The sequence below is a fragment of the Ruegeria sp. CH10 genome (genome assembly GCF_056537125.1).
Window position 1 is genome coordinate 49,126 of sequence record NZ_JBQFQY010000007.1, and the last position, 12,752, is coordinate 61,877.

Sequence of the window (12,752 nt, forward strand, 5' to 3'; positions counted from 1 at the left end):
CGATCACGATTTGGAACAGCTTCCCGTCGGGTCAGGGGCTATCACATCGACGACAGTTGAGGGGCAGAGCCTTTGTGCCTTGAGGCTGTTTTGAGCGCAGAAGGCGGGTGCGGACCCGGGAAGGATCGGTTGAGCAGTATTCAGCGAGGGTTTAATTTTTTTACGGGTAAGAAAAAAGCACAATTGCGTTGAAGCTGTATTTTTCGGTCACGTTTCAGGATATGTGTCGCAAATCGGCCTGAAATGTCGGTATCGGCCTGATCGGTCGAAAGTCGACGGGCTAGGCAGGTTAACCAACGGTTGTTGCGTTTCGGCGGCAGCCCGGGCAGCATGCCCAAACAACTTTCCGTGGCTTGTTCCATTGGTGCAGACAACTCGGGCACCAACTGAACAGGTCAATTGGGAGATCAAGATTGGAGGACCGCCGTTAGGTGAGTTCAACCCAACCTATACCGTCAACACGGAGGACAAGATGTCGGTACCCGAACCATTTACAGACCTAGACATAAAAACCGCGGATAGCGGTTTTTATGAGAACAACAGCGTGCCGATTGCCCTTATCAGTAAAGGGGTCATGGTTGCGCTGGTTCTGTGGGCTCTGGTTTTCCCTGCAAATGCGAACAGCACGCTGGGCAGCTGGAACTTTAAACTTCTGGAAATCTTCAACAGTTTCTACGTTGTCATTGTTGGAATCTTCTTCTTTTTCCTGGCCGTTGTGGCGATCCTGCCGTCGACCGGTAAGCGCGTCATGGGGACGCCGGGCGAAAAGCCCGAGTTCTCGAACTTTTCATGGTTCTCGATGATGTTCGGCGCCGGTCTGGGTGTGGGCCTGATGGTTTTCGCAACCGCCGAGCCGCTGGGCCTGTGGGGGTCGAACCCGGTCGTGGTTGCAGGTGACGTGCCTGGTAACCAACCCGAGGCGGTACAGTCGGCCTATCGCTACACCTACCTGCACTATGGCTTCCATGCTTGGGCGATCTATGTGGTGACTGGCTTGTCGCTGGCCTATTACGCCTATACCCGCAACATGCCTCTGACCATCCGCGCGGCTCTGACGCCGCTGTTTGGCAAGCTGATGAACGGCTTCCTGGGCCACATCGTTGACGTTCTGGGCGTTGTTGCAACCATCCTGGGTGTGTCGGTGACCATCGGTTTCGGTGTCAGCCAGTTCATTGACGGTCTCTATGCCATCACCGGCATGGAATGGATCATGGACTTTGGCGGTGAGGTTCCGACCCCGTCCAAAGTGGGCCTGATCACCGGTCTGGTTGTGATCATGGGTCTGTCGATCATCTCGGCTGTGTCGGGTGTTGGCCGGGGCGTTAAGTACCTGTCGAACCTTAACCTGGTGCTGTCGGTTATCCTGCTGCTCACCTTCGTCGTATTTGGTTCGTTCGTATTCGCGATGACCACATATGGCACGGCGCTGGTAGACTATATCCTGCACTTCATTTCGCTGAGCTTTGGTGCTTATGGCCCGCTTTCGGCTGAAGCCTTTGCAGCGGCTCTGCCCGCTGAGGCGCAGGCGCATGCCGATGCCCTGATGGGTGGCGCAACCAACGCATGGGGCAGCTATGACGGCTTCAAGAGCGGTCTGGAAGGCGCCGCGGCTGAACTGGACGAAGCCACGCTGGCTGCAGCCTATGCTGCTGGTGAGCAAGGCCGTCAGTTCGGCTGGCAGGCAGGCTGGACAACTTTCTACTGGGCATGGTGGATCGCGTTCTCGCCCTTCGTTGGCCTGTTCCTGGCGCGTATCTCCAAGGGCCGTTCGGTTCGTGAGTTCATCCTGGGCTGCGTCTTTGCACCGGCACTGGTGTGTTTTGCCTGGATGACCGTTCTGGGTGGCACCGCGATCGATCTGGAACTGGCAGGTGAAGCTGGTGGCGCGATCATCGGCGCATCGAACACCAACAAGCTGTTCGTCACGCTGTCCTACATGATCGACGGTGGCCTGCTGTCGATGCTGAACGTGATGTGCGTTGTCCTGATCCTGACCTTCCTGGTGACCTCTGCGGACTCGGGCATTCTGGTTATGAACACCATCATGTCGGGTGGCAGCCAGGAAACCGGCATCAAGCACCGCATCATCTGGGGCCTGATCCTGACGGCTGTGATCGGCGCGCTGATCCTTGCGGCAGGTGACAACAACCCGCTGGATGCGCTGCGCAACGCGATGATCATCGGCGCGCTGCCATTTACCATGGTCATGGGCCTGATGATGGTGGCGCTGGCCAAGGCGCTGTTCCGCGACAGTCAGCGTGACAAGCATGGCACCGCGGAAACGCAAGCCGCTGAATAAGCCAGCTAAAAGCTAAAAACACGAACGCCGCCCTGAAATGGGCGGCGTTTTTTGTTGTAAGGGCAACCGGTTCAAGACCCGCAAGCGCACAGGGCAATGAACACGGGGCACCCTGTTAGAACGAATTGCCATTTTGAAACGCGCCGAAATGGTGCACCATGGGGCAAACACCAAGCCAAACTAAACGAGCCACTACATGGGGCAAACGCGCCACATTACCTTTGTCCTCATCGAGGAATTCTCACATCTCGCGTTCTCATGTGCGATTGAGCCACTTCGAATCGCCAATCTGCTCAGCGAGGAAAAACTGTACGACTGGACTCTGCTATCCGAAGACGGTGCGCGCGCGACCTGCTCGAATGAGCTGGTGACGCTGGTGAATGGTGGTTTGGCGGATGTGCCGAAAACCGATCAGCTGTTTGTTCTGTCCGGTATCCATATGCGAAACCATGTCACGCGGCCCTTGCTGGCCATGTTGCGCCGTGAACGGGCGCGGGGGACGGCGATTGGGGCGCTCTGTTCGGGTGCCTGGTTGTTGGCCGAGGCAGGATTTCTGGATGGGCGCAAGGCTGCCATCCATTGGGAGTACCACGACGCCTTCATGGAGGCCTTTCCAGAAGTGAACCTGGTGCGCAGTGTATTTGTGGCGGATGAAAAGCACATTACGGCATCTGGCGGGACTGCCACGGCGGATCTGATTCTGCATCTGATTGAACGTGACCATGGTGAAGAGCTGGCGATCGCCGTAGCAGATCAGATGGTCTATAACGCGGTGCGAAATGCCACCGCCAAGCAAAGAGTGTCTTTGCAATCACGCAATGGGATGCGCAACACTCATCTGGCGCGCGCCATCCATATCATGCGTGATTGTATTGAAACGCCAGTATCCCCGTCGAAGATCGCAGAAGACCTTGGGATTTCCACCCGTCAGTTGGAGCGGTTGTTTGGCAAGTACCTGAATACATCGCCCAAAAAGTACTTTATGGAACTGCGGCTGGAACGCGCGCAAAAGCTGCTTTTGCAGACCGAAGCATCTGTGACCGAGGTCGCCATGGCCTGCGGGTTCGAAAGCCCGGGCCATTTTTCGCGTGTCTACAGATCCAGTTTCGGGGTCACGCCACACGCGCAAAAAAGCAAGATTGATTGATGGGACGCGGCGGGGGGAGCTGCTCTGCCCGTCGGCGAGCCCGGCTGGTCAGGCGCTCACCCCCTGGTCCCGCTCGTACCCCCTCGTTAAATTCAAACTCGTAAACTGTTTAGCAGGATTGAGTATTCTTAAATGCAGAACTGGGCATAACTATTGCAAGATCATGTCAGATATATGTGCGTTGCAGCCCTGACCGTTTGGCCTGCCTCAATTCGGGATGTGTAGCAAAAGCCACGGTTTGGCGGAATCTGCGCTACCCATCGGTTGAGTTTGATTTGGATTTTGCTTTGTGTCATTTTATTATGCCAGAAAAGGGGTTTTTACGGCGAAAGATGGCAGCAATTCGCAACCGATATCACGCGCGACACTCCACATCTCTGTCAGGAGACAGAGTTGGAGGTCATGCATGAATCTGGAATCCCAAGAAGCTGCTGTTGTATTTGCCCCGGGCGTCGGCGCCATCGCAAAGCGAGAACGCCAGATATGCCAGGCCTCAGCCGCCGCCGAAGCTGCCTTTGATCGCATTGTTGCTGCCACTGACGCCTCTGGCGCTGCGCGGGACGAATTGCAGGATCGTGTTTTCCTGATTTTTCGCTGGTATTTTCTGTCGGCCTTTTGCACCCGGATGCTGACCGATGCAGCACATCGGTTGGAACATCAGACCTTGCAAGTGTCGATGGATATTATCAGCGCGGTCAAAATGGTTCTGACCGAGACAGAGATCGAACGTTCGATGGAACTGGTCAGCGTTGAACGTATCTCTCCTGCCGTGACGCGGGCCAACGATATAGGCAGCCGCGGTCACACAGTGGGCTGGGTTGCTGCGGGGCTGCACGCAAAAGGGCGGGCTTTCCCGGCTGAAATCCAAAACGCGCTGGCTGGCGCGTTGGGGGCTTCGTCGCGCATCAACTGAAATCTGACGTCAGATTTCAACGACATAGTTTACACAGCTGCAAATCCTTGCGTACCATCTGGTTGAATTCTTCCATTTGAATTAACGCAAGGGTTTGATGCCATGTCAGAAACACTCGATCTGCATAAATTCGAAAATCTAAGTCCATTTCAGATCAAAGATGAGCTTATCAAGCTGGCGCAGAAAGAAGCCCGCCAGATGGCATTGCCCTATCTGAACGCCGGGCGGGGCAACCCCAACTGGATCGCCACCAAAGCGCGTGAGGCATTCTTTCTGCTGGGTCAGTTTGCCATGACCGAGGCGCAGCGCCACCGCAATGAGCCGCAGGTGGGTCTGGCCGGTATGCCGCAGGGGCCGGGCTGCTACGACCGCCTCAAGGCGTATTGCGCCGGGTCTGACGCGAAAGACGGCCCTCCGGGCGCGGATACGCTGGTTGCAGTGGTGGATTTTGCGATCGAGAAATTCGGCTTTACCCCCGACGATTTTGTGCTGGAACTGACCGACGGTATCGTTGGCGACCACTATCCGATGCCGGATCGCTGCATGCAGCACAATGAGGCTATCGTGCATGAATACGTGATGTGGGCGATGTGTTCAGGTCATCGCCCGAATGCCAAGTTCGACATCTACGCGGTTGAGGGGGGCACGGCCGCGATGTGCTATATCTTCAAGGCGCTCAAGAACCAGCGGTTGCTGAATGCCGGAGACACCATCGCGCTGGGCACACCGATCTTCACGCCCTATCTGGAAATGCCGGTGCTTGAGGATTACGGGCTGAATATTGTGGATGTGTCCTCGGCGGAAGAAGAGCATTTTCAACTGACCGATGACGATCTGGAGCAACTGGCCGACCCCAAGGTCAAAGCCCTGTTTCTGGTCAACCCGGGCAACCCGTCGTCTGTGGCGATCAGCCCCGAGGTCATGACCCGTCTGGTCGAATTCGTCAAAACCCGCCGCCCGGACCTGATCATCCTGACCGATGATGTTTACGGCACCTTTGTTCCGAACTTTCAGTCGGTGATGGGGCATCTGCCCGAGAATACCATCGGGGTATATTCCTATTCCAAGTATTTTGGCTGCACCGGCTGGCGTCTGGGCGCAATCCTGGTGGCTGAGAACAACATCTTCGACAAAATGATCGCCGAGGCGCCCGATGACGTCAAAGCCGTGGTCAATGCCCGGTATGAGACGCTGACACCGGACCCCGATGCGTTCAAGTTCATCGACCGGATCGTCGCCGACAGCCGGGATGTTGCGCTGAACCATACGGCGGGCTTGTCGCTGCCGCAGCAGGTGATGATGACGCTGTTTTCGTTGGTTGAGTTGATGGATGAGGACAAAGCCTATCAGAAATTCTGCTGGGGTATCCTGAAACACCGGTTTGATGAGCTGGTCGAAGGTATGGGGATCGAGGTGCCCGACAATCCGCTGTTCGACAAATACTATGGCATCATCGACTTTGAATTCTGGCTGCGCAAATACGTGGGCGAGGACGTGGTCGCGTGGATCAAGGAAAATGTGCACCCGCTGGATATCTCGTTCAAGCTGGCGCAGGATCATGGGATCGTGTTGCTGAACGGGTCGGGCTTTGACGCGCCGAACTGGTCGGCGCGGGTGTCCTTTGCCAATCTCGATGACAGTGCCTATCGTCAGATCGGACGCGCCGTGCGGGCCGTGGCCATTGGCTATGTGCAGGCTTACCGCGCGTCCAAGGGCTTGCCACTGCACGGCTAAGTCTGGACGAAGGGAAGGGGAGATTGGCATGGAATTGATCGGGTCGATTTTCGGCCATCACCCCGCCCTTGCCTTGTTCTGCAGCCTGGCGCTGGGCTATGCGCTGGGCAAAATCACCATTGGGTCGTTCACCGTCGGCTCAGTCGCGGGGTGTCTGCTGGCCGGGGTTCTGGTCGGGCAGACCGGGGTGGTGATTTCGGATGATGTGAAACAGGCGTTCTTCATGTTGTTCCTGTTTGCCATTGGCTACCGGACCGGGCCGCAGTTTTTTCGATCTTTGAACCTGCAGGCGCTGCCGCAGATTGCGGTCACGGTGTTGTTGTGCGTGGTTGCGCTGGGGGTTGCGGCCATCTTGGCGCCGTTGATGGGGCTGTCGGTCGGCATTGCCGCCGGTTTGCTGGCCGGAGGCGTAACCGAAAGCGCCACATTGGGCGTGGCCATTGATGCCTTCGCCAAGACTGGCGCGGATGAGGCCGCGCAACAGGTGTTTGATGCCGAAATTGCCACCGGTTTCGCTGTGGCCTATTTCGTCGGCGTCATCGCCACGATCTTTTTCCACACCCAACTGGCCCCCCGGTTCTATGGCCGCTCGCTGAAAGAGGCCTGCGACGAATATGAGGCCGAGCTTGACGACAAGGATGCCCCCATGGTGTCCGAGCATCGCGATTTCGAGGCCCGCGCCTATCGCATCAGCGCAGACCTCGCCGGTCACAGCATTGCCGAGCTTGAGGCCCGGGTGCCCGATCATGTCCGCGCCTTTTTCGACCGGGTTCGTCGCGGAAACAAAATCCTTCCCACGACGCGCGATATGGTCCTGCAAGAAGGCGACGTGGCCGCAATTGCCGGGGTGCGGTCCTATCTGATCGACCATACGGCTATGCTGGGCGAAGAGGTCGAAGACCCCGAGTTGCTGGACCTGCCCCTGCAAACCGCCGAAATCGTGGTGACGCATAAAGATGTGGTCAACAAGACGCTGGCCGAATTGTCCGCCCGCCCCGAGGCGCGCACCATCTATCTGCGCGGTATCATGCGCGGGGGTGAGCATCTGCCCGTCTTTCGCAGCGTGACATTGCATCAGGGCGACGTGCTGACCGTATCAGGCACACGCAGCCATATCGAGGATGCCGCCGCCCGGCTGGGGTATCTGGACCGGGAAACCGACAAGACGGACATGATCTTTGTGGCCTTTTTCATTCTTCTGGGTGGCCTGATCGGTATCCCCGCGCTGAAATACGGCGCGATTGAACTGGGCCTTGGAACCTCGGTCGGGGTTTTGCTGGGCGGGCTGGTTGCGGGATGGCTCCGCTCGGTTCACCGGACGTTCGGGTTTGTGCCCGAGGCGACGCTGTGGATTTTCGATTCCCTCGGCCTGTGCGTGTTTGTGGCCTGTGTCGGCATAACCTCGGGGCCCAGTTTCGTGACCGGCGTGGTCGAAAGCGGGCCGTCGCTGATCTTTGGGTCGGTCGCCATCGTACTTTTGTCCCATGGCGCAGCGGTTATCGTTGGCCGCAAGGTCTTTGGCATCAACGAAGGGGTTCTGGCTGGCACCTGCTGCGGGGCCGGGACGTCGGCCCCCGGATTGGCAGCGGTGCAAGAGGCCGCGCAAAGCCAGGTGCCCACGCTGGGCTATGGCCTTGGCTATGCGGTTGGCAATGTGCTGCTGGCGCTGTGGGGCTCGGTCATCGTGATCCTGCTGATGTAACTTAGGGTACGAAGGCCACGACCAAAGGCCCCCACAGCGTCAGGAAGATATTCGCCACCGCATAGGTCATGGTGAAGGCGGGTGTTGGTGTCGCGTTCCCGGTTTTCTCCAACAAGGTTGCAAAGCCCGGATTGCCCGAGCGCGATCCGGTCACCACGGCGCAGGCTTCGACCGGGTTCTTGATCCGCAGCGCGAAGTAATTGATCGGGAATTGCACGATCATTGGCATCAGCGTGACAACCACACCCAGCAGCAACAGGATGATGCCGTATTCCTGAATGGCCTGCAGCGCCGGTTTGCCCGCGTTCAGGCCGACAACGCCGACAAAGACCGCAAGGCCAAAGCTTTGCAGGAAATTCGCGGCACCGCGGTTGATGCCGCCGATCTTGGGGCGGCGAATGCGCAGGTAGCCGATGATCAACCCGGTCACCAGACAGCCCAGCCCGGACCCCAGCGCCACTTTGGTGCCTGCAATGACAAAGCTGATCTCACCGATCAGATAGCCGACAGCCACACCGATCCCCAGCGCGATGAAGTTGGTGACCGAGGCGGCGGGTGGAACGTAGCCTGCCACTTTCGACACCCGGTTCAGGTCGTCTTTGTGACCAACGATGCTGAGCTCATCTCCGGCGTGAATTTCGGTATTATGCAGCACAGGAACGTCGTGCCCCATGCGCGTGATCTTTGAGATATGAACCCCGCGCCGCTGATCGGCGGTCAGAGCCTCTCGCAGTTCGCTCAGGGTTTTTCCGGTCAGCTTGCGGTTGGTGACAACCACGTTGCGGCGTTCTTCGACCACGGTCAGCTCGGGCGGGTATTCCCCGATCTCACCGCTGGCGGTGCCTTCGAACTGGGTTAGCGTTGTCACCAGCGCAGAGACGACAATCACGTCACCCGCGTTCACAACAGTCTCGGGCGTCGGCTCAACCGGGGCACCGTCCTGCAGCAGCTTTTCGACAATCAGATCGCCGTCATACCCGCCCTCGATGGCGGTCACAGACTGTCCGGCGATCGCCGCATCGGCGTTGACCTGATAGGCGCGCGCGTCGAACCGGTTCATTGGAAGGAACTCACCTTCCTCAAGCTTGCGACCACCCCCGCTGAGCTTTTGGGCCAGTTTGATCGCCTCTTGCCGCAGGTCGACGCGCATGATGATCGGGATGACGCTGACCGCGAGGATCGGGCCGATTGAGCCAAAGATATAGGTTACCGAATAGCCGACCGCGATGTTGGTTTTTAGCTTTTCGGCTTCATCCGCGGCCAACCCCAGCAGATCGATGGCGTTACCGGCGGTGCCGATGATGGCCGATTGGGTCAGCCCTCCGGCGGCCAGCCCGGCGGCCAGACCTTTGTCCAACCCGGCCAGACGGGCCACGACGATGACGAAGAACAGCCCCCATAGCGTCATCATGAAAGCAGCCAGCAGCTTGGTCAGCGCAGTGCGGTTCAGCGCGGCAAAGAATTGCGGCCCGCCATTATAGCCGACCATGAAGATGAACAGCGAAAAGAACACGTTCTGAACATCGGTGCTGAGGGTGATACCGCCGATCTGCCCGACGAACACCGCCACCAGCAGCGTCCCGGCAATACCGCCCAGTTCGAATTTGCCGACGCGGAATTTGCCGACGCCATATCCCAGGCCCAGACACAGGAAAAGCGCCATGATTGGAAAGGCGCGGAGCTGTTCAGTGATCAATTCCATCTTGAAACCTCCATGTCAAAGTCTGGCCGACAAGGCAGCGCCTCAGAACGCTGAAAACAATTGAAATATTGGTTTAGTGTACTGGCGCTAGGGTAAGCATCCGCCTTGCAGTCTGTCAAATTGTCATTTGTGCCAATGGGTTGACCAATGAGAGTGCCTGTATCAAGGCGGTTGAACAAAACACGGCTTCGAGGGCGCTGTTTCCGCCAGAGATCGGAATTTCCGGTTGCCCCGGGCACGGACCGGGATACCTAGGCCGCTAGACCAAGTTGCAAGGGTATCTTTTGACATCCGCCACCCTCATCCTGCCCAATCAGCTTTTTGCCGATCACCCCGGATTGTCGGACAAGACCCGGCGTCTGGTTCTATTCGAAGACCCGCTGTTTTTCGATGACGCCATCTATGCGGCGCGGATGCACAAGCAAAAGCTGTGGCTGCATCGCGCCAGTATGATGCGGTACTGCCAAAACCTGCTGGCCCGGGGCTTTGAGGCCGAAATCCATGGCTATGAAAGGCACGCGGAGGCAGCGCTGCGTCTGTTCCGACGTTTGGCGCGCGATGGGATGACGCAGCTGGTCATGGCGGACCCCGTTGATTTCCTCATTGAAAAACGTCTGCGGTGGGCGGCGGATCAGACGGGTCTCCATCTGGACATGCGCCCCTCGCCGGGCTTTCTGAATACGAAACCCGAAAATGAGGCATGGATCAAAACACGCAAACGGTGGTTCATGGCCGAGTTCTACAAAAGCCAGCGGCGGCGCTTGGGCGTGCTGATGGAGGGCGATCAACCCGAAGGCGGACAGTGGAGCTTTGATGAGGAGAACCGCAAGAAAGTTCCCAAAAAGCTGCTTGGCTCTTTGCCCTGGATCGACTGGCCCACGCATGGCGCCATAGACCGGGCCGCCGCAGACAGCGTGATGGCTGACTTCCCGGACGCCCCGGGTTCATTGGACACGCTGTATTATCCGACATCCCACTGCGCCGCCGCCGCGTGGCTACAGCAGTTTCTGGAACGCCGGTTTGACCATTTCGGCGACTATGAGGACGCGATTGTCGAAGGCGAAAGCTGGCTGTGGCATTCGGTTTTGACCCCCGCGCTCAACATCGGGTTGCTGACGCCGAAACAGGTGCTGGATGCAACCTTGGAGCATGCGCAGAAGCGGTCCGTGCCGTTGAACTCGGTTGAGGGCTTTGTGCGTCAGATCATCGGTTGGCGGGAATTCATGCGCGCGACATACGAAGATCTGGGCGTGCAGATGCGAAGGACCAACCATTGGGGTCATCACCGCCGGATGCCCGCGTCGCTTTATGATGGCACAACCGGCATCGCACCGATTGACGACACCATCGGGCGTGTGTTGCAGACGGGCTATTGCCATCACATCGAACGCCTTATGGTTCTGGGCGGCTTCATGTTCCTGTGCGAGATCGACCCCGACGATGTCTATCGCTGGTTCATGGAGATGTTCGTGGACAGCTATGATTGGGTCATGGTCCCGAATGTCTACGCGATGAGCCAGCACGCAGATGGCGGGCTCATCACCACCAAGCCCTATTTCTCGGGCTCAAACTATATCCGCAAGATGAGCCATTGGCCCGCAGGCCCTTGGGCCGAGGTCTGGGATGGTCTGTATTGGCGGTTCATCTTCAAACACGCAGACAGTCTTGGGCGCAATCCGCGCTGGGCGATGATGTGCAGAACCGCGATGCGGATGCCGGCTGAGACCCGCGAAAAGCATCTGAACAGAGCCGAGGCTTTTCTGGCCGGTCTCAGGTAAGCCAATGCACCTACCGGCAGGCCCTGAGAACCGAGATCAGGTGCTGTGACGCCTTCGACAACGTGTCTTCGTCAAAACCGGCATATCCTAGCAAGAGGCCCTGCATCTTGTCCGGCAGCACACAATGGGAAGACAACGCGCTGACGCGCAGCCCGCGTTGCTCGGCTTGCTGACTGACATGCTGATCCCACAGCGTGTCGCACGGCCCCTTTGGCAGGACGCAGAGATGCATACCGGACGAATCCGGTTGCAGGTCAAGCAGGTCCGAGGCTGGGGTCATCGACTCAAGCAGATGGGTTTGACGCTTGGCATAGACCCGCCGCATGCGGCGCAGGTGCAGGGCGAATTCTCCGCTATCCATGAAACTTGCCAATGCAGGTTGCGGTATCAATGACGCCCGGGCGCCAACCTTGCCAAGATACCCTTTGGCTTGGTCCATCAGGCGTTTCGGAAGCACCATGTACCCGATCCTCAGCGCCGGGCTGACCAACTTGGAAAAGCTGCCAAGATAGATCGTGTTGTCCAGACCATCGAGCCCGGACAGGGAAGGCAGCGGTTGCCCGCGATAGCGGAACTCGCTGTCATAGTCATCCTCGATCACCACGGCCCCGGCGGTTCTGGCCCAATCCAGCAGGGCGATGCGCCGCGATACCGGCAGGCTGGTGCCGGTTGGATAATGCCGGGACGGGGTGACGACGGTGGCCTGCGTTGCCTGCGGGATGCGCACTGCGTCCAACCCGTTGTCGTCGATGCGAACGGGGCAGGCGGTGTTGCCGGTGTCCGACAGGATCGTGTGCAGCTTGGGCCAGCAGGGGTCCTCGACCGCGATCTGTTTGCCCGCGCCAAGCAGCCCGTGAAAAATCACCTCGAACGCCTCGCGCGCACCTGATGTGATCACAACCTGTCCGGGATCGCAGGGCAAGTGCCGCCAGGCGGCCAGGTGATCGGCTATCGCTTCGCGCAGGGGGTACCATCCCAATGGGTCCGGGCGCGCCAGCAAACCCGCCGTTGGCGCGCGCCAGGCCCGTTCCAAGTGGCGCGCCCATTGCCGATGCGGCAGCAGCGCCTGATCCGGCAGTCCGGTTTGAAACGGCCGCCAGTTCTGCGCCACCGGTCCTGCGGGGCGTGGGATGGGCTGGGGTTGGGACAGATGGGTAATCTCACTGGCGATGAAGGTGCCGCTGCCTTGCCGAGAGATCAGATAGCCTTCGCTGATCATCTGGTCATAGACCGCCTGCACCGTTGTGCGCGAGATCGAAAGCTCGGACGCCAGCGCCCGGCTTGATGGCAAACGCCCCCCCGCCAAAGCCGGAGCGCCAGAGACTAGGGCACGCAGCTTTTCCAGCAATTGGGCCTGCAGGGACAGAGACTGTGACCCGTCCAGCGAGATCGCGAACAGGTCGCGATGTAAATTGGCCTTAGAAAATTTTTCAGAATTGGACATTTGAAAACGTCCAATATGGGGTCATTACCGCCA

At 58.4% G+C, this 12,752-nt stretch carries 8 protein-coding genes; 6 read left to right on the forward strand and 2 right to left on the reverse strand.

The genetic code is table 11. The annotated features are described in order from the left end of the window. Positions 1–472 precede the first annotated feature (472 nt). The 5 genes from ACRZ94_RS17980 to aspT (ACRZ94_RS18000) all read left to right on the forward strand — a co-directional run bounded on the left by ACRZ94_RS17980 (position 473) and on the right by aspT (ACRZ94_RS18000) (position 7,795). On the forward strand, positions 473–2,299 hold the full coding sequence (locus tag ACRZ94_RS17980) for a BCCT family transporter (RefSeq protein WP_480797978.1): 1,827 nt from the start codon (positions 473–475) through the stop codon (positions 2,297–2,299). Between the two features lie 196 nt (positions 2,300–2,495). Continuing rightward, positions 2,496–3,446 carry a GlxA family transcriptional regulator gene (locus tag ACRZ94_RS17985; RefSeq protein WP_480655846.1) on the forward strand — a complete coding sequence of 317 codons (951 nt, stop codon included), beginning with the start codon at positions 2,496–2,498 and terminating at the stop codon, positions 3,444–3,446. Positions 3,447–3,852: 406 nt separating this feature from the next. Further along, positions 3,853–4,359, forward strand: a complete 507-nt coding sequence (locus ACRZ94_RS17990) for a hypothetical protein (protein WP_480797979.1) — start codon at positions 3,853–3,855, stop codon at positions 4,357–4,359. Positions 4,360–4,461: 102 nt separating this feature from the next. Next, a complete protein-coding gene (locus ACRZ94_RS17995; RefSeq protein ID WP_480655849.1) occupies positions 4,462–6,093 on the forward strand; it encodes a bifunctional aspartate transaminase/aspartate 4-decarboxylase in 1,632 nt (543 codons plus the stop codon). Positions 6,094–6,121: 28 nt separating this feature from the next. Next, complete coding sequence (gene aspT / locus ACRZ94_RS18000; RefSeq protein ID WP_480655851.1) at positions 6,122–7,795, forward strand: aspartate-alanine antiporter; 1,674 nt, start codon at positions 6,122–6,124, stop codon at positions 7,793–7,795. Position 7,796: 1 nt separating this feature from the next. Here the strand turns inward: aspT (ACRZ94_RS18000) and aspT (ACRZ94_RS18005) are convergent, their stop codons facing one another. Next, complete coding sequence (aspT, locus tag ACRZ94_RS18005; protein WP_480655853.1) at positions 7,797–9,497, reverse strand: aspartate-alanine antiporter; 1,701 nt, start codon at positions 9,495–9,497, stop codon at positions 7,797–7,799. A gap of 284 nt (positions 9,498–9,781) precedes the next feature. On the opposite strand from aspT (ACRZ94_RS18005), the gene ACRZ94_RS18010 reads away from it, so the two are divergent. Further along, complete coding sequence (locus tag ACRZ94_RS18010; protein ID WP_480797980.1) at positions 9,782–11,275, forward strand: cryptochrome/photolyase family protein; 1,494 nt, start codon at positions 9,782–9,784, stop codon at positions 11,273–11,275. Between the two features lie 10 nt (positions 11,276–11,285). Here ACRZ94_RS18010 and pdxR read toward each other — a convergent pair whose 3' ends face one another. Beyond that, positions 11,286–12,719, reverse strand: coding sequence for a MocR-like pyridoxine biosynthesis transcription factor PdxR (gene pdxR, locus ACRZ94_RS18015; RefSeq protein WP_480797981.1), 1,434 nt, complete (start codon positions 12,717–12,719; stop codon positions 11,286–11,288). Between the last annotated feature and the right edge of the window lie 33 nt (positions 12,720–12,752).